Source organism: Nocardiopsis sp. NPDC101807, assembly GCF_044766605.1.
Classification (GTDB): domain Bacteria; phylum Actinomycetota; class Actinomycetes; order Streptosporangiales; family Streptosporangiaceae; genus Nocardiopsis; species Nocardiopsis tropica.
The window spans coordinates 675008-695779 of sequence record NZ_JBIWMK010000003.1 but is presented as its reverse complement, the minus strand read 5'-3'; the positions used below and the strand labels follow the sequence as shown (position 1 = coordinate 695779).

Genomic DNA, 20772 nt, shown 5'->3' with positions numbered 1-20772 from the left:
ACCGGGGAAGTGTGTCCGGCCCCGGGCGGGTGGGGCGGGGCCGCCGGCCCCCCTTTTTTTGGCGGCGGCCCCGCGGCCCGGCGGCGGTGTGCCACCGGGTAGGGGAGTGGTTCAGCAGCCGAAGACGGCGCGGACGGTGATCGCTCCGCAGGGGGCCTGGGTCCAGTCCCAGTAGGCGCACACGGCCTCGACCAGGCGCAGGCCGTTGCCGCCCACGCGCAGGGGTTGCGGGAGGGGGACGGCGGGGAGTGTGGGGGCGGTTCCGGGGGTGGGGCCGTTGTCGGTGACGTGGAGTTCGAGGTGGCGGCGGGTGCGGTGGATCTCGATGCGCACGGTGCCGCCGGGCAGGCCGGAGGCGGTGTGGCGCAGGGCGTTGGCGGCCAGCTCGGTGACGGTGAGGGCGAGGGGGTCGGTCAGGCCGGGGCGGGAGCGGGTGGCGTGGGCGGCCCATTGGCGGGCGGCCCTGACGTGGCTGGGGTGGGGGCCGATGAGGATGCCCGAGGTCGTGGGGGTTCCGCACAGGCGGCGTGGAAGTGCGGGGGGAGGGGCGGTAGGCTGCATTCGTCTCACCTTTGTTCTTTGCGGTCAGGTGGGGCATTTGTCCCGGAGGTCGTTAGTGGCGACCTTCGGGGCTTTTTTGTACCCAAGATGGCCGCCCCGTTCGTGGTTAGGGGTGGCCTGCTCAACCCATTGCGCCTGGGAGGACGCGAAGGAAGCTTGGTGGCGCGCTCACTACTTTCCATGAACTGGGATCCGTTGCCTACGCCGACAAAGAACCTGTCGGTTGCAGGCTAAATTTGTAGCGCGAAGTAGCGGTTATGTAGTTCACTAGTCGTATGGCAGATCAGGTCCTGAAGCAATGGGTCCAATTTGGCGAAACGGTCCGCAGGTACCGTGTTGAACAGGGTTTTTCTCAACAGGAGCTTGGCAAGCGCATCAACGTGTCGGGTGGAATGGTTGGCCACATCGAGCGTGCCGTACGGCCTGCAACCAGGAGTCAAGTGGACAAAATGGAGGCTCTGTTCCCTACAGAAGGCTCTCTGTTGCGCCTGTGGGTGGACGTCCACAGGAACCGCAACGTCCCAGATTGGTTCCGGAACGCACTGTCCACGGAACGGCGAGCGGTCGCGATCTCCCAGTACCAATCCATCCTGGTTCCTGGGTTGCTGCAGACCGCTGCTTATGCTGAGACGTTGGTCAGGGCGTGGCAACCCAGGGCAACCGAGGCTGAGGTCACCCAGGTGGTCGAGACCCGGACGTCGCGGCTCCCTGAGCTCAAAAGCAGGCGTCCGACGCTATGGTTCGTAGTGGACGAGGTAGTCCTGCAACGCCCGCTCGGGTCACCGGCAGCCATGGGGGAACAGCTCGACCACATCGTTGAACTAATTGAGGCCGGTACGATCCGGTTCCAGATGCTTCCGACACGGTTGACTCACCCAGGGCTGTGCCCGCCGTTCCGGATCATGTCTATCTCGGACACTCAGACCGTGGTGTTCGTGGAGCATGCGCTGGGGGATGTCGCTCGCGGCGAGGCACATGACGTATCGCAGATGAGTGCGCTCTTCGGAGCGATGCAGGCTGACGCACTCGCTCCAGTCGAGTCGCTGTACCGCATCCGGGAGATGAGAAAGGAATATCTGGCATGAACTGGCACAAGTCCAGCTACAGCGGGGGCAACGGTGGGGATTGCGTCGAGGTTGCGGAGGGCCCGGTCACCGGTATCCGCGACACCCAGAACCGGCATCTGGGACACCTCGACATCCCCTCCCCCGAGTGGACCGCGCTGCTGAACGCGGTGCGCGGCACGTAAGCGGACGAGCTCCGGGCGAGGCGCTGTCTTTGCGGCGATCCCTCGAAGTCCTCCATGCGACGATGAAAGGTCTGTGATGAGCACCGCCGACAACTGGTCCTGGCACAAGTCCAGTTACAGCGATGGACGGGGTGGGGACTGCGTGGAGGTCGCGGAAGGACCTACCACTCATGTCCGTGACACCCAGAACCGGAACTTGGGTCATCTGTCCACCGAAGCCTCGGAGTGGACGGCGCTCCTGGCTGCGGTGCGCGCCAAGTAGCGGAGTAGTGAGTCGGCCCTGCCCGGACAGACGGGTGGGGCCTGCTGCATGCCCGGGGTCGAGGAAGCTCTCACGGGCAGACCGTTTCGCGGTGGCCCCTGCCGAGCACAGGTCCAGGGAGACGCTTTCCGGTGGGCGAAGCCCGGACATGCTGAGAGAGGCCCTTGACGATGTCGGAGAAGTGGCACAAGTCCAGCTACAGCGGCAATACCGGCCACTGCGTCGAGGTGGCGGAGGGGCCGATCACCGGTATCCGCGACACCCGGAACCGGGAGCTGGGGCACCTCGACGTCCCCGTTTCCGAGTGGACCGCGCTGCTGAACGCGGTGTGCAGTCGGTAGACCCCTGACTCCCCGTCCGTGAAGAACCCCGCCCCGTCCGGCTCGGTGGCGGGGGGCGGTGCTCACCTCCGCCCTTCCGGACGTCACAACCCCTCCGGCCGATGACCACGGCCAATGGCGGATCCGTCTTCCCCGGGGGAACGCGGACAACCTCCGATGTCGCCCACACCCGCGCCACTCGTGAGAAGATGAGACACACCGCCCACGAGGAGGAATCGATGGGTCTCCCTTTCTCCCGATCTCCTTTCGCGCCTCTGGTCACCGGCTGGACCTGCACGTACGGCAATCACTCGCACTGCCCCGGGGCTTCGATCCTCACAAGCCCTTTCTGCAAGGACCGATGAAAACCCTTGCTCCTTTCGGGGGAAATGTCCGAATGCCCGGAAGGCGATTTCCGGCAGCTGTCTGACAGAAGAAAGGCCCACCTGTGAGCCCCCACCCCCCCACCCCCGCCGAAATACCCCTCCCGATCGACGAACCCTCCACCCCTCCCGCGCCGATCCGCGTCATGGTCGTGGACGACCACGCGCTGTTCCGCCGAGGGCTGGTCTCGGTCCTGGACGAGGAGGAGGACATCAACGTCGTCGGTGAGGCCGGACGGGGATCGGAGGCCGTCCGGCTCGCCGCGGGGGTACGCCCCGACGTCGTCCTGATGGACGTGTGGATGCCCGGTTCCAACGGCATCGACGCCTGCTCGCAGATCCGGCAGGCCGCCCCGAGGACCAAGTTCATCATGCTCACCATGAGCGACGAGAACTCGGACCTGTTCGACGCCCTCAAGGCCGGCGCCACCGGGTACCTCCTCAAGGAGATCGCCGTCACCGACATCGCGCGCGCCGTGCGCGCCATCGCGGACGGCCAGTCGTTCATCAACCCGCGGATGGCCAACAAGCTCATCGGGGAGTTCGCGGAGCTGGCCAAGCAGGAGGCCACCCCGCCGTCCGCCCCCGCCATCCCCGACCTGACCCCGCGCGAGACCGAGGTCCTCAAGCTGCTCGCCCGGTCGCTCAACAACCGCGAGATCGGGGAACGCCTGTTCATCACCGAGAACACGGTGAAGAACCACGTGCGCAACATCCTGGAGAAGCTGCAGGTGCACTCCCGCACCGAGGCCGCCATCTACGCGGTGCGCGCCGAGTACGTCAGCTAGGGTTCCGGATCCGGCCGACAGCGGTGTTTCCCGACTCTGGGAAAGGCTCCTTCGAGGGTTTTCGGAATCCTCACGACGAAGAGCCTTCAGTACTGGGGGCCGGTGTTCCCGGGGAAAGAACACACGGGCGCTGTCAGAGGTGCGGCTCGAACCGTTCACCGAGTCCGGTAGGAGCAGTCGAAACCACGACTCCGGAACCCTCCACTGCGACATGGCCGGGTGAAACGCCCCGTCCCGGCTGAGCATCCCGACCACGGCCTCCGGGTGTACGGCGTCCCTGCTGAGCAGAGTGGGGTTCCGCCCACGGCGCGGGCCTTGGCCCAGTCGTGGTCGGGGTGGAGCCACACGGGCACCTCAGGGATGCCGTTGTAGGTGACCCGGTGGGGACGGTGCTCGGGTGGTAGCGATCCGCTGGGGCCGGGGAAGGGGTTGAGGACGCCGTCGACGTCCAACAACAGGTACGGGGGACGAACCTTCTCCATCACTGGGCCTTTCGGGGGTTCACACGTGCAGGAGCTGGGCCGCCTCGGCGGTGTGGCCACGCACGACCCGCTCGTAGACGGGGTCGTCGTCGGGGTTGGCGATCCACTGGGCGGCCTGGGCCAGGTACCACTCCACGATCCACACGCGGTGCCAGCCCAGGACCCACTCCTGCGCAGTGAGGCCGCCCCGGTCGTGCAGGGCCTCGGCCGGGCCGCCTGCCTGTACGTAGCGTTCGAGGAAGGCGCGGGCGCGGTCGGGGTCGGCGGGGGTGATGGTGCCGTGCCAGGACACCAGGTCCAGCAGTCCGGGGCCGCGGAAGGCGCGCGCGAGGTCGAGCGCGAACACGCGTTCATCGGTGACGACAAGGCTGGTGGGATGGAACTCCGAGTGCACCCACCCGTAGGGGCGCAGCATCGTCCCCTCAGCACGTGCGGGGCCGGCCTGAGCGAGCATGCGCAGCATGGCGGCGATGTCGCCGGCCCCCTCCCACCGTCCCTGTCCTTGGAGCACGTCCAGGGTGCGCAGGGCTCGGCGGGGCAGCGAGGCCGGCCAGTCGGTGTCCCCGGGGGCGAGGTAGTCGGGCACCGCCGCGGAGTGCAGGTGCACCGCCGCAGCGGCCCCGTCCTCCTCATCGGGTTCGCGCACGGACCGGCCCAGGTCCTGCATGAGCATGCCCAGGGTGGTCGCCTCCCGGGTGGAGGTGAACAGGCGAGGGACGTTCGCACCGGCCTGCCAGGCGCCGGTCAGGGCGTCGTCCTCGTGGGTGAAGGGTTCGCGCGCCGCCTTGAACACCACCGTCGTGTCGTCGGGCAGGGTGAGTCGTTCGACGTGGGACAGGGCCCAGCTGTGCAGCACCTCCACCGAGACGGGGGCCAGGCCCGCCTTGGTGGTGACCTCGTCGCGGAGCCGGTCGATCTCGGGCGTTTCCAACGTGTCCTCCACAGCATCGCCAACCTGCACCACCTCGCCCCTGCCGGGCGGTCCCACCGGGCGGGGGAACGAGGGCGGGCCCGCCTCCCACGCCGACGACGTCGCACGCCAACGGTCAATGAAGGTGGCATTCCCACGGTTCGATGTCCGGCTCCCCCGGGGGCAGCTCCCCGGTGCAGTATCGATAGAGCCAGGCAGCAGCCCGTCGCTCCGCGTGCTTCTCGTTGACCGGTTCTCCCTGCTCATCCAGTTCGAGGACGTTCGCGAAGATCGCGAAGCAGGTCTCCATCTGGGAGGGTGACTCGCGCAGATCCTCCCAGTAATCGATTCCTTCCAGCAACGGGTGACCCACAGACCCCCGGGCAAGCCACCCGGCGAAGCGTCGCAGGGCTCCCGAAGCGCCGTGGCTGAGATGCGAGGACATGCAGAGAATCTATTCCCGACCCCGGACCGGTCCTCGACCACCCGCCGCAGCAAGCGAAGGTTTCCAGAGCTGCCGGGTGGATCGATACGGGACAGCCGTCAGGCGTTGTCGGGGGCCGTCGTGGTGGCGATCCAGCGCAGGCAGTCGGGGGAGCCCGCCACGATCGCGGTCGCGACGACCTCGGGGTTCGTCCACGGGTGGTGCTCGACCAGGTGCGCCTCGATCTGCGGGTACCGGTCCGCGCGCGCCTTCAGCAGGAGCTGCCACTCCTGACCGGTGCCGAACTCGCCCAGGTGCCAGAACACCGACGTGACGGGTCCGACGATCTGCGCGCCGGCCGCGAGCCCGGCTTTCACGGTGGACCCGGCCAGGTCCACCGCCTGCTCGCGGGTCTCGGTCGCCGTGGACACCTGGACGTAGTCGGTCATGGCGGGGTCCGTTCCGTCGCGGGGATTCTCCGGCCAGTCTAGAGTTCCTCCCCCTCGTCGAGCCGGCGTCAGCAGATCGGTGTGCGGGCGAGGGCGCGGAAGCGGACGGCCCTGTGTTCGTCCAGGTGGTGCGGGAGGCGGCATCCGGCGGGCCTCGGGCGGGCCGCGGTGACGAACGCTAATGTCACGCCCTGTTCCTAAACTTCCGCCATGCAAGAATCCGAAGCAGAAATGGCCGATTTCGGCGATGGTACCGGCAGCTCGACCCGGGTGGCGGCAGCGGTGCGCGACTGCCTCGCGCCGCTGCGGGTGTCGGAGGTCTTCGAGCCGGTGGTCGAACACGTCCTGCGCGGTACCGGTCCGGAGGTCCTGGCGGCGCTGCGTGAGCGGCCGACCGGCGCCGACATGGTCGCCAAGCCGGACGTCACCTGGTCGGCCGCGCGGACGGCGGCCGTCGTCGACCTGCATCCCGGCTGGTCGCCGCAGGACGCCGAGGCCGCACGGCTCACGGTCTACCGGATCGCGCGGGCCGACGTGCTCGCCCGGTTCGGGCAGGTGCTGCACGCCGCCGCAGACAATGCCCCGACCACCGGGGAGCCGTCGTGGCTCCTCGTGCTGGCCGACGACGTGATCCGTGCGTACAGCGCCGCGGACGGGGCCGACGCCGAGACCGTCCGGCAGCGGTGGGACCTCCCCGCCTTCACCGAGGTCGCCCGGGCCGGCGACGCCCCCGGCCGGACCCCCGTGTACGCCACCCTGTCGGCGCTGCTGTACACGGACTCCCGCCATTGGACGTATCGCCGGCACCGGCCCCTGGAGGGCGACGCGGGCATCGCGTTCCTCGCCCGGCACGCCGACGAGCTCGCGGAGGTCGCCACCGGGTTCGACGCCCGCAACCGCACATCTGTGGTGCGCCTGTGCGCGCGCAGACCGGAGGCGCACGCCGCACTCGCCGCCGAGCTGGCGGCCGACGCCGACGCGGGGGTCCGCGCGGAGGCGCTGGACACGCTGTCCCGGGTCGACGGAGCACGGCAGGCGGCCCTGCTGCGACGGCACCTGCGGACCGCGTCGCCGGACCGCCTGTCGGACCCCCTGGCCCGCCTGGCCGACCTCGACGGCGGTGTCGCGGCGATCGAGGAGGCCCTGGCCGACGGCGGCGACGGGACGGCGGATCCGGAACGCGACCGGCTGCTGCGCCGGGCCGTCTTCCGGGTACGGGTGCTGAGAGCGGCGGAGGCCGTCCTCCCCGTGCCGCCCGTCGCTGCTCCCGAGGACGCGGACCTCGCGGAGGAACTGCGGGCCCTGGGGGCCGGCGGAGACGACGGAGACCGCTCCCGGCACCGTGCCGAGGGGCGGCTGTCGCTGATGCCCGACGTCCGCGCCCTGCGGGACGCGTACCGTGCCGCCGGGTTGTCCGACGCGGACCGGCGGACCGCCGCGCTCCTGGTCACCCGCACGGACCACGCCCGCCGAAAGATCGGCGCCTTCCTCACGCCCGAGGACGCCGAGCGCTGGTGGCCCCTCTTCGCCGAGCGCCTCGACCTCGCGGACGAGTACCTCGACGGCGGCGACGGGAAACGGCACCCGAACGAGTCCGCCGTCGACACGGCGACGATGGTCCTGACGATCCTCGAACGGTTCCCCGCCGCCCCCGAGGCCCTGGTCCCGCGCCTGACCTCGCTCGCGCTCGGTGCGAACCGCCACCGCCTGGCGGCCCGCCGGGTGCTCGGCGACCACCCGGGCGCCCTGGCGGCGGCGAGGGCCGCGCTGTCGGACGCCGACGCGGGGACCCGCTCGTCCGCCGCGGAGTGGCTCGCGGGGCTGGGCGAGCCGGGAGCGGTGGCGCCGGAGCCCGGCTGGGAGTTCGGTGCGGGGGTGCTGTCCCCGGAGGTGAGGGCCCTGCCCGCGTCGACGCTGTGGTGGCTGGACCGGTTCCGGGAGCAGGCTCTGGACAAGGGGGTTCCGGCGGACGACGTGGACCGGTGGCTCGCGCTGGCCCGCCCGAAGCTGCGGACGGCGCGCGACGGCTCCGGCCCGGTCGTCGGCCGGCTCGGCGGTCCGCTGATGCTCCCGCCGGAGGTTCCCACCCCGGGCGCGGTGTGGGCCTCCGACGACGCCGACGACACGGAAGCCTCCGACGAATACCAGCTCATCGCGACGCTCGACCTGGCGGCGATCCCGCCGGGCGCCACCGACCTCCCGCTCCCGCCCGACGGCCACGTGCTCCTGTTCGCGAACGTCGAGCTGGACGACGTCGTCCTGGCGGGCGGCGCCGTGTATGTCCAGGCCGGGACGCCGGTCGAGGAACGGGAGGCCTCGCCCGACTACGAGCCCTACGAGTACGACTCCCCCGAGGACCTGGACGAGGAGCTGCGGCGCACCGGCGACCTGCGGCTGATCCCCGGCGTGGGACTGCCCTCCTGCCCTGTCGGGGACGAGGCCCTCGCCCTGCACCCCCACGCGGAGACGCTGCAGGAGGTCTGGTCCGAGCAGTCCGACGAGGGGGGCAAGTGGCAGATCGGTGGCTACGCCGCGGACTTCGACGGCTACGGGGACCCGGCTCCCGCCTCGGCGTACTCGGAGGAGGGCGGGCAACTGCCCGGCCCCGATGACTGGGTCCTGCTCGCGCAGTGGGTCGGGGTCCCGATGGGGATCCTGTACTGGACCATCCCCCGTCAGGACCTCGAAGCGCGCCGCTTCGACCGCGTCGTCGTGCAGATGTACGCCAACCCCTGACCGTCCCACGCCCGGCCGCCCCGGCTCCCGGGCGTGCGGCCCACCGCGTGCCGGTGGGCCGCACGCGGTGCCACGGCCGGGGCGCCCGTGGCCGAGCGCCGGGGAGGGGGCGGCGAAGGAGTCCCCTCCCCGGGTCAGGCGGCGGGCAGCGCGTGCCGGGGGAAGGCCACCCCGGTCAGGGTTTCGGAGACCTCCCACAGGCGTCGCGCGGTCTCGTCGTCCCGCGCCCTCGCCGAGCGGCCGACCAGCTCCGGTGCGCCGCGCCCCTCCAGGAACCCGCCCGGCCCCGCGTAGCCGCCGCCCGGGACCTCCGCCACGGCCGCGTACAGCGTCGGCAGGGCCCCGTCCTCGTCGCTCTGCGCCAGGAAGCGGACCACGGCCCGCTCCACGAGGTGGCGCGCACGCCGCCGCGGGTCGGTCCTCAGCAGGTTCGTGGCCGCCATGCCGGGGTGCGCGGCGGTGGCGATCACCGGCGAACCGGCCTGGGCGAGCAGTCGCTGGAGCTCCGAGGTGAACAGGAGGTTGGCCAGCTTGGACTGCGCGTACGCGGCCGCCGCCCGGTACGGCTTGCGCTCCCAGTTGAGGTCGTCGAAGTCGATCGCGCCCGCCCTGTGGCCGTTGGACGAGACCGTGACGACCCGGCCCCGCAGACGCGGCAGCAGCAGGTTCGTGAGCGCGAAGTGCCCGAGGTGGTTGGTCCCGAACTGCAGCTCGAAGCCGTCGGCCGTGCGTGTGAGCGGCGGGAACATCACCCCGGCGTTGTTGACCAGCACGTCGACGGGCCCGGTGAGGTCCTCGGCGAAGGAGCGGACCGAGGCGAGGTCGGCGAGGTCGAGCCGCCGGACCTCGACGTCGCCCGTCATCGCGTCGGCGGCGTCGCGCCCCTTGTCGACGGCGCGCACGGCGAGCACCACGCGCGCGCCCCGGGCAGCGAGGAGGCGGGCGGCGGCCCGGCCGATGCCGCTGTTCGCGCCGGTGACCACGACCGTGCGCCCCGCCATGGAAGGGATGTCCGAAGCAGAGAATGTTGTCATGGGCTACAAAGTAGCCAGCGGAAACAAAGTAGTCAACGAAAACATGCCCTGCTAGACTCGGTCCCATGCCAGACCCCACCGAAGAGCGGCCCTACCACCACGGAAACCTCAGGGCCGTCCTGCTCGACGCGGCCGCGCGCGGCCTCCGGGAGCGCGGCGCCGACCAGCTTTCGCTGCGCGACCTCGCCCGGGAGGTCGGCGTCAGCCACGCCGCGCCGCGCAGGCACTTCTCCGACCGGCAGGCGCTGCTGGACGCGCTCGCCGAATCCGGGTTCGCCCAGCTGGACGCGGCGCTGCGCGCAGGGCTGGAGGGCGCGGGCGACGGTTTCCCGGCGCGCGTGCGCGTCGCGATGACGGCCTACACCCGCTTCGCGACCGAGAACGCCGCGCTCCTGGAGCTGATGTACTCCAGCAAGCACCGGCCGGGGGCGACGCGGGTCGTCGAGGCGGCCGAGGCGCCGTTCGGCCTGATGGCCGACCTGATCGAGCGGGGGCAGGCCGAGGGGGCGCTCCGGGCGGGCGACCCCGAGCGGATCGGGCTCGTCCTCTTCGCGACCCTCCAGGGCATCGCCTCGATCATCAACGGCAACTTCGTCGGTCCGGACATGCTCGACGCGCTCGTGGAGACCGCGGTCGAACAGTTCCTCTCCGGGAACCGCCCGCAGGAGCGGGACGACCGCCCCGAGTGACCACGCGGCCTCCCACGGTGCGCAACCACGGAGCGGCGCGTCAGCCGCGCCGGCGGGGCCGCCGGGCCGCGGAGTGAAGCGGGCCGGATCCGCCGCGCGGGCGGGGGAGGGCCGGTGCTCGGGGACGCGGTGTCCGGGCCGTTCGCTCCGGGAGCGGTTCGCCGGGGCGGGCGTGTGGCCGGATCGGACCGATGTCGGCGGCGGTGGATCCACTTCCCCTCTTCTGCTGTCGGGGGCGGGGTCGTGCCGGGGGAATCCCGGAATCCCTGGTCCTCCCACGGGGGAGGATGCTAGCCTCCACCTATTCCCTACTTTTCCGATCTGGATTAAAGGCAGAGGTGCACATGACCGCCGATACCGCCCCCGAGCAGGCCTGGTCCTTCGAGACGCAGCAGATCCACGCCGGGGCCGTGCCCGACCCCGCCACCAACGCCCGCGCCACGCCCATCTACCAGACGACGTCCTACACCTTCCGCGACACCCAGCACGGCGCGGACCTGTTCAGCCTCGCCGAACCCGGCAACATCTACACGCGCATCGGCAACCCCACCCAGGACGTGCTGGAACAGCGCATCGCCGCCCTGGAGGGCGGGGTCGCGGCCGTCGCCTTCGCCTCCGGCTCGGCCGCCGTCACCGGAGCCGTGCTCAACCTCGTCGGCGCGGGCGACCACATCGTCTCCAGCGCCCTGCTCTACGGCGGCACGTACAACCTCTTCCACCACACGCTGCCCAAGCTCGGGGTCCGGGTGACCTTCGTGGAGGACCAGGACGACGCACGGGCCTGGAGGGAGGCCACACGGCCCGAGACCAAGCTGTACTTCGCGGAGTCCCTCGCCAACCCCGGAGGCAACGTCCTGGACGTGGGCCTGGTCTCCGGGGCCGCACACGACGAGGGCATCCCCCTCGTCGTGGACAACACCGTCCCCACGCCCTATCTGCTGCGGCCGATCGAGCACGGCGCGGACGTCGTCGTCCACTCCGCCACCAAGTACCTCGGCGGTCACGGCACCACCGTCGCCGGCGCGGTCGTGGACGCGGGAACCTTCGACTTCGGAGCCCACGGGGACCGCTTCCCCGGTTTCGTGGAACCGGACCCCAGCTACCACGGGCTCCGCTACTGGGAGGCCCTCGGCCCCGGCGCCTACGCCGCCAAGCTGCGCGTCCAGGTGCTGCGCGACACCGGCGCCGCCATCGCCCCGCTCAACAGCTTCCTCATCCTCCAGGGGATCGAAACCCTCTCCCTGCGGCTCGAACGCCACGTCGCCAACGCCCAGGCCCTCGCCGAGTGGCTGGAGTCGCGCGACGAGGTCGAGACGGTGTACTACGCCGGCCTGCCCTCCAGCCCCTTCCACGAGCGCGCCCGGACCTATCTGCCCCGGGGCGCCGGCGCTGTCGTCTCGTTCGACCTCCGCGGCGGGGTCGACGCGGGCCGGGCCTTCGTCGACGGGACCGAGCTGTTCAGCCAGCTCGTCAACATCGGCGACGTGCGCAGCCTCATCGTGCACCCCGCCAGCACCACGCACAGCCAGCTCTCCGCCGAGGAGCAGGCCGGAGCGGGGGTCACCCCGGGCCTGGTTCGCCTCGCCGTGGGACTGGAGCACGTGGACGACCTCAAGGCCGACCTGGAGCTGGGCTTCAGGGCGGCCAAGGCCCACCAGTGACCGTGGCGCCCGGCCGTCCCGCCGCCGGAGGGTGGCGGGACGGCGACCCCGCCGGGGACCGGAGGTGGGTCCGGCTGGAGGAGCCCCTGCCCCTGGAGTCGGGGCAGACCCTGCCCGGCGTGCGCATCGCCTACGAGACCTGGGGGCGGCCCGACGCGCACGGCGCCAACGGGATCCTCGTGCTCCACGCCCTCACCGGGGACTCGCACGTCGCCGGGCCCGCGGGTCCCGGACATCCGGGGCCCGGCTGGTGGGAGGGCCTGGTCGGACCCGGCCTGGCCCTGGACACCGACCGGTACTTCGTGGTCGCCCCCAACGTGCTGGGCGGCTGCCAGGGCAGCACCGGCCCCTCCTCGCCGAGGGAGGACGGAGGGACGGGGGCGTGGGGGAGCGGCTTCCCCAGGATCACCCTCCGCGACACCGTCCGGGCGGAGGAGGCGCTGGCCGACGCCCTGGGGATCGACACCTGGGCCGCGGTGGTCGGCGGTTCCATGGGAGGGATGCGCGCCCTCGAATGGGCGGCGACCTTCCCCGAACGGGTCCGCCGGGCCCTCGTCCTGTCCTGTCCGGCCGCCACCTCCGCCTGGCAGATCGCCTGGGCCGCGCCCCAGCTGCACGCCGTGCGCTCCGACCCGGACTGGCGCGGCGGCGACTACCACGGCACCGGCCGCGCGCCCGCCGCCGGACTGGGGGTGGCGCGCAGGATCGCCCACGTCACCTACCGGGGCCCCGGCGAGCTGGAGTCCCGGTTCGGGCGCCGCCCGCAGGACGGGGAGGACCCGGCCGGGGGCGGCCGCTTCGCCGTCGAGTCCTACCTCGACCACCAGGCGTGGAAGCTGGCGCGCCGGTTCGACCCCGCCAGCTACGTGCTCCTGACCGAGGCGATGAACGGCCACGACGTGGGCCGGGGGAGGGGCGGCGCCGCGCAGGCGCTGCGCCGCCTGCCCGCGCGCACCCTCGTGGCGGGGGTGAGCAGCGACCGCCTGTACCCGCTGGAGCAGCAGGAGTTCATCGCCCGCCGCCTGCCCGTGCCCGGGACGGCGCGGGTGATCGACTCGCCCTACGGGCACGACGGGTTCCTGATCGAGGTCGGCCGGGTGGCCGGGCTGGTCCGCGAACTCCTGGCGGACGGGGACTGAGGCCGGGACGGGGCGACCCCGTCCCGGCCTTCCCGGAGCTCAGGACGCCTCGGACCCTCCCGGGCGGGAGTCCTCGGACAGCAGCTCGGCCGACTCCTCGTCCAGCCGCAGGTGGTTGACGGCCAGCAGGTCGGTGAGCTGGTCGGTGTTGCGTGCGCTGGCCAGGACCGACGCCACCGCAGGCCGGTCCGACAGCCACGACAGCGCGACCGAGGCCGGGGAGACGCCGTTGCGGGCCGCGACCGCGTCCAGGGCCCCCAGGACCAGCTCGGCACGCGGGTCGTCCAGGTAGGCGCGGGCCGCGCCCGCGCGCGGGCTGTCGACCTCCGCGCCGCCCCGCCGGTACTTGCCGGTGAGGAACCCGCGGGCCAGGCCGAAGTAGGGCAGCAGGGACAGGCCCCGCTCCAGTGCCAGGGGCACCAGGTCCTCCTCGACCCCGCGCTCCATCAGGTTGTAGTGGGGCTGCACGCACACCGGGGCGTGGAGCCCCTGGTCGGCGCAGACGTCCAACCACTCGCGGATGCGCCCGGGACTGTGGTTGGACAGGCCGATGTACCGGATACGGCCGTCGTCGACCAGGTCGGAGAACGCCCGGGCGCTCTCCGCGATCGGGGTGGCCGCGTCGTCGAAGTGCGCGTAGTAGAGGTCGATCACCTCCACGCCGAGCCGGGCCCGCGAGGCGTCCACGGCGGCGTGGACGTTGGCGGCGGACAGGCCCGGGAACTTCGGGTGCTGGCTGACCTTGGTCGCCAGGACCAGGTCCTCGGGGCGGCCGCGCGCCGCCAGCCAGCGGCCGATGACCGTCTCGGACTCCCCTCCGCTGTTCCCCTCGGCCCAGGAGGAGTAGGAGTCGGCGGTGTCGACGAAGTTGCCGCCGCCGGCGACGAACGTGTCGAGGACCTTGAAGGAAGTGCTCTCGTCGGCGGTCCAGCCGAAGACGTTCCCGCCCAGGCACAGGGGGGATACGCGCAGGTCGGTGCGGCCGAGAGGGCGAAGCCGTACGTCGTTCATGCTCACCGTGTTCCGTCGGGTGTGTGGTGCCGCGGACAGGTTAGGCCAGAGCGGGGCGCCGGGCCACCGTTTCCCGGAGAGTGCGCGGGGCGGCCCCGGCCGTCGCGTCCTACCGGCCCCGGGTCCGGACCTGCCGTCGACCGGCCGGACCGGTACCCTCGTCCGGTGCCGGCGACCCCCTCGGGACGCTCCGGCCCCGGTCCCGGGTCATCGGCCGGGCCCGGCGAGCCCTCGGCCCCGGACCGGAACCGCTCAGCCGCCCCGGCGGCGCCCCGCTCACCCGGGCCGCCGAACTCCTCGCCCTCCCGTCCGCCCCGCGCCCGGAACCCGCCGGGGACCTCCTCACCGCCGAGCCGCCCCGGAGCCGCCGACCCGCAAGACGCCCCGCCCCGCCGGACCGGAGGCCGCCCGTGCCCGCGCCGCCCCTCCGGGCCCCGGACCGTCCGACCGCCCCCGCCCGTGAAAGGCGAACCGCCGTGAACGCACCCCGCCCCCTGTTCGACGCCCACCTGCACATCGTCGACGCCCGCTTCCCGCTCGTGGCCAACGGCGGCTACCTGCCCGCGGAGTTCACCGCCGAGCAGTACCGGCGGCGCGCGGCGGACCTGGGGGTGGTGGGCGGGGCGGTCGTCTCCGGCTCCTTCCAGGCCTTCGACCAGGGCTACCTCCTGGACGCCCTGGAACGGCTGGGCCCCGGGTTCGTCGGCGTCACCCAGATCCCCCACGACACCCCCGACGCCCGCATCGCCGAACTCGCCGCCAAGGGGGTGCGCGCGGTCCGGTTCAACCTGCGCCGGGGCGGGTCGGAGGGCGCCGAGCACCTGGAGGCCCTCGCCCGGCGCGTGCACGCCGTGGCCGGGATGCACACCGAGCTCTACGTCGACGCCCGCGACCTGGCGGGGATCGCCGACACCGTGGCCGCGCTCCCGGCGGTGAGCGTGGACCACCTGGGCCTGCACGCCGACGGACTCCCGGACCTGCTCCGCCTGGTGGAGCGGGGGGTGCGGGTCAAGGCGACCGGTTTCGGGCGCGTGGACCTGGACCCCGTGGCGGCGATGCGCGCGGTGCTGGAGGTCGATCCGTCCGCGCTGATGGCCGGCACCGACCTGCCCTCCACCCGCGCGCGCCGGCCGTTCGAGGACGCCGACCTGGACCTGGTCGCCCGGGCCGCCGGGGAGCACCTGGACGCGGTGCTCCACGACAACGCCGCGGCCTTCTACCGCGTGGGGGCCCCGGGGGAGCGGGCTTCCCGGCCCCTCTGACCCCGTCCCGCGGAGGCGGCCGGGCTCTGTGCCCTCGGCCTCTCCCGCGAGGGTCCGCCCCGTCGGCCCCCGGGACGGGCCGTCCCGGCCGAGGCGCCCGACGGGTTCCCCGTCGCCACCACCACGTGGCCCCGGGGCGCCGGGACCGGCTGCGAGCACGACGCCGGGGGGCGGGGGAGCGCCGGACCGGTCTCCGACCGGCTCACCGCGCCCGGACGGCGTCCGACCCGAGGAAGCCGAGCACGAGCGCGACGACCCGGTCGGGGAACTGGTCGTGCGGGTAGTGCCCCGCTCCCTCGATCATCTCCAGGCGTCCGAGGCCGGACGGCAGGGCGTCGACGATCGCCCTCCCCTCGGCGTGCGGGTCGGCCCAGTCGGGGTCCAGCGTGCCCATCACGACCAGAACCGGGCAGCGGACGCCGCCCAGGTGCGCACCGGCGTCGGCCGGGGTGCTGCGGCCCATGTTCTGCAGGGCCTTCATCCGGCCCGGCTCGCGCAGCAGGGAGTCGATGCGGTCGAGCCGCTCGGCCCAGTGGTCCGGCTTCGCGCCGGGGTAGGCCACGTCGAGGTAGGAGCGCCAGAGCGGCACGCTGCCGAGCACCCCCGTGCCGAGCAGCCGCAGCATGCCCTGCCGGAAGCGCTTCACCCGCAGGTCGCCGAGGCGGATCGACTGCTCCCGGGTGAACGGCGCCAGTTCGACGACCGCCGTGACCAGCGAGGGCTCCTGCGCCGCGGCGATGGTGGCGGCCCCGCCGGAGAACGAGTGGCCCACGAGCACGGCCGGACCGCCCAGGTGGCGGATCACGGCGAGCAGGTCCGCGGCGACGGCGGTGCGGCTCCACTCCGGCCAGTCGACGCCGGACTCGCCGCTGCCGCGAAGGTCCACGGAGGCCACCCGGTAGCCCGCCGCCACCAGCGGCGGGACCACGGAGCGGTAGGCGGCGCGGCTGTCGCCCATGCCGTGCGCGAGGACGACCAGCGGTCCGGTGCCCGACACCTCGTAGGCGATCGTGCCGCCGTCGACGGCGAGGTACTCGGTCATGGCATCCTCCAAGTGGCTAAGGGCGTTAGCTAAAAGCTAATGGCATTAGCCAGCCTTGTCAACGGCGTGCCCCCGGGGATCCCGCGCCCCGGGCACCGCGAAGGAGGTCGACGCCGCGGGCGCCGCACGGGGCCGCTCGCGCCGCGGGAGCCGTGCGGGCCCCGAAGGCCGTCGCGGGGGGCGGAGGGAGGGGCGGACGCCGGCGCGGGGCCCCACGCGTGCCGGCGCACGGGAGCCGCGCCGACCGCAGGGCGCAGCGCGCGGAGCCCCCGCCGCGTCCACGTCCCGCACCTGCGCCCGGACGCACCCGTGCCCCCGCCCACGACGGGCGGGGGCACGGGGACCGGGGTCAGACGCCGTGGAGGGATCCGCGCGCCTCCGCGTAGGCGCGCCGCACGAGGGGCGCGTCGACGGGCTCCAGCTCGGCGCCCTCGCCGAGGTCCCAGACCGGCGGCTCGGCGGTGCCCGCCAGCGCCCAGGCCGCCTGGCGCGCCGCGCCCACCGCGACGTACTCGGCGGGCGGCGGCACCGCCACCGGGACCCCCAGCACCGTCGCCGCCACCTCGCGGACCGCGGCCGACCGGGCGGCCCCGCCCACGAGCAGGACCCGCCCGACCGGCACGCCGGTGCGGGACATGGCGGACAGGCCGTCGGCCAGCCCGCACAGCATCCCCTCCACCGCCGCGCGCGCGACGTTCTCCGGCCGCATGTTGGCCCGCCGCAGCCCGTGCAGCGAACCGGCGGCGTCGGGCAGCACCGGTGTGCGCTCGCCGTCCAGGTAGGGCAGGAGCACGACCCCCTCCGCGCCCGGCTCGGCGGCCAGGGCGAGCGCGTCCAGCCCGGCCAGGTCCACGCCGAGCATCGCCGCGGTCGCCCCGAGGACCCGCGCCGCGTTCAGCGTGCACACGAGCGGCAGGTACCGCCCGGTCGCGTCGGCGAACCCGTTGACGATCCCGTCGGCGTCCCGGCTCGGGCCCTCGCTCACCGCGAACACGGTCCCGCTGGTCCCCAGGGACACCACGGCGTCGCCCGGCCGCAGCCCCAGCCCCAGGGCGGCGCCCATGTTGTCGCCGGTCCCGGGGGCGACCACCGCGCCCGACGGCGTGTGCCCCACGACCTCGGAGGGCCCGGCCACCCGGGGCGCCTCCAATTCGCGGCCGAACGCCCTGACCATCAGGTCGGTGCGGTAGGACCCCTCGGCCGGCGACCAGTACCCGGTCCCCGAGGCGTCGCCCCGGTCGGTGACGGGGCCGTCCGCGCCCCCGGCCAGCCGCCAGGTCAGCCAGTCGTGGGGGAGCATCACCCCGGTCGCGCGGGCGGCGTTCTCCGGCTCGTGCTCGGCCAGCCAGCGCAGCTTGCTGACGGTGAGGCTGGCGTTGGGCACGTTGCCCACGGCCCCGGCCCACTCCGCGGGCCCGCCCAGCTCGCCGATCAGGTCCAGGGCCGCCTGCGCCGAACGGGTGTCGTTCCACAGCAGGGCCGGGCGGACGACCCCGCCGTCCGCGTCCACGGCGATCATGCCGTGCTGCTGTCCGGCGACGGCGACCGCCGCCACGTCGTCGAGCAGGCCCGAGGAGGCCTCCTCCAGGGCGGTCCACCACGCGCGGGGATGGACCTCGGTTCCGTCGGGGTGCGGTGCGCGGGCCTCGCGCACCACCGCTCCGCCGTCGGTGTCGCAGACCACGATCTTGCAGGACTGGGTCGAGCTGTCGATTCCGGCGACCAGTGCCATGTCGGCTCCGTGAGGGTGAGGGGGTGGGTGCTTCGGAGGGTGGCGGTTCGGAGTGGGAGGAGGGTGCGGCGCACGGGCCGGTGCGCGGCGGGGAACGGCCCGGGCGGGCCCGCCGGCGGCTCAGAGGCCCGCCGCCTCGATGAGCGTGCGCGCCGTCGTGGTGTCGGTGACCAGGGAGGACACCACGCCGGTCTTGAGCACGGAGTGGATCGCCTGCGCCTTGCCGGCGCCTCCGGCGACCGCGACGACCTCGGGCACGTCGCGCAGCTGCTCCAGGGTGATGGCGATGATCCGCGAGGTCAGCTCCGGTGCGGTCGGCGTGCCGTGGACGTCCACGGTCCGGGCGCACACCTCGGCCTGCACGCCGTCGCGTTCGAGGGCGGCGCCCTCGGCCGGGGAGAGGGCGTCACGGACCAGGGACAGGGTCGGCGACCAGGATCCGATGGCGACCACCGCCTTGTCCAGCTCCGCGTAGCGCTGCATCGCGCCGGCCACCTGGGGCTGGGCGCGCAGGGCGTCGGCGGTCGCGGGGTCGGAGACCACGAGCGGGGCGTAGATGGGGTAGGCCGGGCCGCGCGCCAGACTGGCGACCCGCCGGACCAGCTCCACCGAGTTCTCCTCCACGCCGCCGGGGAGCACGCCGGTCAGCTGCACGACCGTGCACCGGGGCAGCTCGGCCAGCGCCAGCGTCATCGCGTTGAGCGTGCGCGAGCAGGCCAGGCCGAGGGTGTCGTCCTCCTCCAGGATCTCGGTGAGGTACTCGGCCGCGATCCGCCCCAGGCCCCGGTGCATCGCGCCGCCCTCGCCGGGGTCGACCACGGCGATCGCCTGGTGCAGCCCGTAGGCGGTCCGCAGCTGGTGGGAGAGGTCGGTGTCGACCTCGGTAGGCTCGGCGATCTCGATGCGCACGATGCCCGCCGCGCGCGCGTCGTCGAGGATGCGCGCGACCTTGAACCGGCTGATGCCGAAGTCCTCGGCGATGCGGATCTTCGACTCCCCGGCGATGTAGTACCTGCGCGCGATGGCGGTGGCGCGGATCAGTTCCGCCGGTCGGAACGCGGGTTTCATCGACAGCCTCCAGGGATTCGCTCATATGAGCATACTGACGCTCATTATTGCATCCCGTCTTGACCCGTGATGCCAGTCACAACTTAAATGAGCCGCACGTTGCTCATCTGCTCTGGCCTCTGCTCATATGAGCAAACCCGTGGCGGTCGGACGCACCCACGGGACACGGCTCCCCCGCACCCCGGGCCGCCCCCAGGAGGAAGAACATGCTCACACCCACGACGCGGCGCGGACTGCCGGCCGTGGCCGCCGCCACCGGCCTGGCGCTCCTCGCCACCGCCTGCGCCGGCGCGGGAGGCGGCGGCTCCGACGGGGAGCGCGTCGTCACCGTCGCCACGGTGGCCAACCCCCAGATGGACGACATCCAGGCCCTCGCGGACGAGTTCAACGCCTCGCACCCCGGCATCACCGTCGACTTCGTCGTCCTGCCCGAGAACCAGCTCCGCGACCGCGTCACCCAGGACATCGCCACCCGTGGCGGCCAGTACGACGTGGTCACCGTGGGCACCTACGAGGTGCCCATCTGGGCGGAGAACGGCTGGATCCTCGGCCTCGACGAGTACGCCTCCGACCCCGGCTACGACATCGACGACATCATCCCGACCGTGCGCTCGGCCCTCTCCCACGAGGGCCGGATGTACGGGGCGCCCTTCTACGGCGAGTCGTCGCTGCTGATGTACCGCGAGGACCTGTTCGAGGAGGCGGGCCTGGAGATGCCCGACGAGCCGACCTGGGAGGACGTCGCCGACTTCGCGGAGGAGCTGGACGACCCCGGGGAAGGCGTCTCCGGGATCTGCCTGCGCGGCGTCCCCGGCTGGGGGGAGCTCCTCGCCCCGCTCAACACGGTTATCCTCACCCACGGCGGCCGGTGGTACGACGAGGACTGGAACGCGCACCTGGACTCCCCCGAGGTCGAGGAGGCCGTCCGGACCTACGTCGACCTGGTGGGCGAGTACGGGCAGCCCGGGGCGCCCAACGCCGGGTTCACCGAGTGCCTGACCACCATGGCCCAGGGCGACGCCGCCATGTTCTACGACTCCACCGTCGCAGCGGGCAACCTGGAGGACCCCGACTCCAGCAGCGTCGCCGGCGACATCGGCTACGCGCCCGCCCCGGTCGCCCGGACCGAGCACGCGGGCTGGCTGTGGGCATGGGCGCTGTCGATCCCCACGACCTCCACCGACCCCGGGGCCGCCTGGGAGTTCGTCTCCTGGGCCACGTCCCGCGAGTACCACCGCCTGGTCGGGGAGCGCCTCGGCTGGGAGCGCGTGCCGCCCGGCGCCCGCGTCTCGACCTACGACATCCCCGAGTACCGGGAGGCGGCCGAGGCCTTCGCCGGTCCCACCTACGAGGCCATCGGCAACGTCGACGTGGAGCAGCCCGGCCTGCACCCGCAGCCGTGGACCGGCGTCCAGTACGTCGCCATCCCCGAGTTCCAGGACCTGGGCACCCGGGTCTCACAGGAGATATCGGCGGCCATCGCCGGACAGCAGTCCGTGGAGGAGGCGCTGCGCACGTCCCAGGAGTACGCGGAGGAGACGGCCCTGTCCGGCGGCTACCGCGACTGATC

The 20772-nt window shown here is 73.0% G+C and carries 20 protein-coding genes; 11 read left to right on the top strand and 9 right to left on the bottom strand.

Going from position 1 to position 20772, the window contains the following annotated elements:
* Positions 1-111 precede the first annotated feature (111 nt).
* Positions 112-561, bottom strand: coding sequence for an ATP-binding protein (locus ACIRPH_RS12470; RefSeq protein WP_402913070.1), 450 nt, complete (start codon positions 559-561; stop codon positions 112-114).
* A gap of 275 nt (positions 562-836) precedes the next feature.
* Here ACIRPH_RS12470 and ACIRPH_RS12465 point away from each other — a divergent pair, with 275 nt between their 5' ends.
* From ACIRPH_RS12465 to ACIRPH_RS12445, 5 genes are all read left to right on the top strand, one after another.
* Entirely contained in the window at positions 837-1646 is an 810-nt protein-coding gene (locus tag ACIRPH_RS12465; protein WP_402913068.1) for a Scr1 family TA system antitoxin-like transcriptional regulator, read from the top strand.
* Positions 1643-1810: a DUF397 domain-containing protein gene (locus ACIRPH_RS12460; RefSeq protein ID WP_402913066.1), complete on the top strand. Its 168-nt coding sequence runs from the start codon at positions 1643-1645 to the stop codon at positions 1808-1810. The genes ACIRPH_RS12465 and ACIRPH_RS12460 overlap by 4 nt, the downstream gene beginning before the upstream one ends.
* Before the next feature lie 76 nt (positions 1811-1886).
* Positions 1887-2072: a DUF397 domain-containing protein gene (locus ACIRPH_RS12455; protein WP_402913064.1), complete on the top strand. Its 186-nt coding sequence runs from the start codon at positions 1887-1889 to the stop codon at positions 2070-2072.
* A 170-nt stretch (positions 2073-2242) separates the two neighbouring features.
* On the top strand, positions 2243-2413 hold the full coding sequence (locus ACIRPH_RS12450; protein ID WP_402913062.1) for a DUF397 domain-containing protein: 171 nt from the start codon (positions 2243-2245) through the stop codon (positions 2411-2413).
* A gap of 427 nt (positions 2414-2840) precedes the next feature.
* Entirely contained in the window at positions 2841-3563 is a 723-nt protein-coding gene (locus tag ACIRPH_RS12445) for a response regulator (protein ID WP_402913059.1), read from the top strand.
* Positions 3564-4064: 501 nt separating this feature from the next.
* On the opposite strand, the gene ACIRPH_RS12440 is transcribed toward ACIRPH_RS12445, so the two are convergent.
* From ACIRPH_RS12440 to cutA, 3 genes are all read right to left on the bottom strand, one after another.
* Entirely contained in the window at positions 4065-4976 is a 912-nt protein-coding gene (locus ACIRPH_RS12440; RefSeq protein ID WP_402913057.1) for a hypothetical protein, read from the bottom strand.
* 115 nt (positions 4977-5091) lie between these two features.
* Positions 5092-5400: a hypothetical protein gene (locus tag ACIRPH_RS12435; RefSeq protein WP_402913055.1), complete on the bottom strand. Its 309-nt coding sequence runs from the start codon at positions 5398-5400 to the stop codon at positions 5092-5094.
* 98 nt (positions 5401-5498) lie between these two features.
* The gene (gene cutA / locus ACIRPH_RS12430) at positions 5499-5828 is read right to left on the bottom strand and encodes a divalent-cation tolerance protein CutA (RefSeq protein ID WP_402913052.1); all 330 of its coding nucleotides are present in this window, start codon (positions 5826-5828) and stop codon (positions 5499-5501) included.
* A 210-nt stretch (positions 5829-6038) separates the two neighbouring features.
* On the opposite strand from cutA, the gene ACIRPH_RS12425 reads away from it, so the two are divergent.
* Complete coding sequence (locus tag ACIRPH_RS12425; protein WP_402913050.1) at positions 6039-8564, top strand: DUF1963 domain-containing protein; 2526 nt, start codon at positions 6039-6041, stop codon at positions 8562-8564.
* Positions 8565-8698: 134 nt separating this feature from the next.
* On the opposite strand, the gene ACIRPH_RS12420 is transcribed toward ACIRPH_RS12425, so the two are convergent.
* Positions 8699-9598, bottom strand: a complete 900-nt coding sequence (locus ACIRPH_RS12420; RefSeq protein WP_402913048.1) for an oxidoreductase — start codon at positions 9596-9598, stop codon at positions 8699-8701.
* A 65-nt stretch (positions 9599-9663) separates the two neighbouring features.
* On the opposite strand from ACIRPH_RS12420, the gene ACIRPH_RS12415 reads away from it, so the two are divergent.
* The 3 genes from ACIRPH_RS12415 (at position 9664) to ACIRPH_RS12405 (ending at position 13087) form a co-directional block, all read left to right on the top strand.
* Positions 9664-10287 (top strand): TetR/AcrR family transcriptional regulator, encoded by a 624-nt coding sequence (locus ACIRPH_RS12415; RefSeq protein ID WP_402913046.1) that lies wholly within the window; start codon positions 9664-9666, stop codon positions 10285-10287.
* Between the two features lie 344 nt (positions 10288-10631).
* Positions 10632-11948: a bifunctional o-acetylhomoserine/o-acetylserine sulfhydrylase gene (locus ACIRPH_RS12410; protein ID WP_402913045.1), complete on the top strand. Its 1317-nt coding sequence runs from the start codon at positions 10632-10634 to the stop codon at positions 11946-11948.
* On the top strand, positions 11945-13087 hold the full coding sequence (locus ACIRPH_RS12405) for a homoserine O-acetyltransferase (RefSeq protein ID WP_402913042.1): 1143 nt from the start codon (positions 11945-11947) through the stop codon (positions 13085-13087). The genes ACIRPH_RS12410 and ACIRPH_RS12405 overlap by 4 nt, the downstream gene beginning before the upstream one ends.
* A 39-nt stretch (positions 13088-13126) precedes the next feature.
* Here ACIRPH_RS12405 and ACIRPH_RS12400 read toward each other — a convergent pair whose 3' ends face one another.
* Positions 13127-14098, bottom strand: a complete 972-nt coding sequence (locus ACIRPH_RS12400) for an aldo/keto reductase (RefSeq protein WP_402913039.1) — start codon at positions 14096-14098, stop codon at positions 13127-13129.
* 476 nt (positions 14099-14574) lie between these two features.
* Between ACIRPH_RS12400 and ACIRPH_RS12395 the strand changes: the two genes are divergently transcribed.
* Positions 14575-15360, top strand: a complete 786-nt coding sequence (locus ACIRPH_RS12395; protein WP_402913037.1) for an amidohydrolase family protein — start codon at positions 14575-14577, stop codon at positions 15358-15360.
* 202 nt (positions 15361-15562) lie between these two features.
* On the opposite strand, the gene ACIRPH_RS12390 is transcribed toward ACIRPH_RS12395, so the two are convergent.
* From ACIRPH_RS12390 to ACIRPH_RS12380, 3 genes are all read right to left on the bottom strand, one after another.
* Positions 15563-16402: an alpha/beta fold hydrolase gene (locus ACIRPH_RS12390; RefSeq protein ID WP_402913034.1), complete on the bottom strand. Its 840-nt coding sequence runs from the start codon at positions 16400-16402 to the stop codon at positions 15563-15565.
* Positions 16403-16751: 349 nt separating this feature from the next.
* The gene (gene xylB, locus ACIRPH_RS12385; protein WP_402913032.1) at positions 16752-18134 is read right to left on the bottom strand and encodes a xylulokinase; all 1383 of its coding nucleotides are present in this window, start codon (positions 18132-18134) and stop codon (positions 16752-16754) included.
* A gap of 120 nt (positions 18135-18254) precedes the next feature.
* On the bottom strand, positions 18255-19202 hold the full coding sequence (locus ACIRPH_RS12380; RefSeq protein ID WP_402913029.1) for a sugar-binding transcriptional regulator: 948 nt from the start codon (positions 19200-19202) through the stop codon (positions 18255-18257).
* A gap of 206 nt (positions 19203-19408) precedes the next feature.
* Here ACIRPH_RS12380 and ACIRPH_RS12375 point away from each other — a divergent pair, with 206 nt between their 5' ends.
* Positions 19409-20770: an ABC transporter substrate-binding protein gene (locus ACIRPH_RS12375; RefSeq protein WP_402913026.1), complete on the top strand. Its 1362-nt coding sequence runs from the start codon at positions 19409-19411 to the stop codon at positions 20768-20770.
* Positions 20771-20772 lie beyond the last annotated feature (2 nt).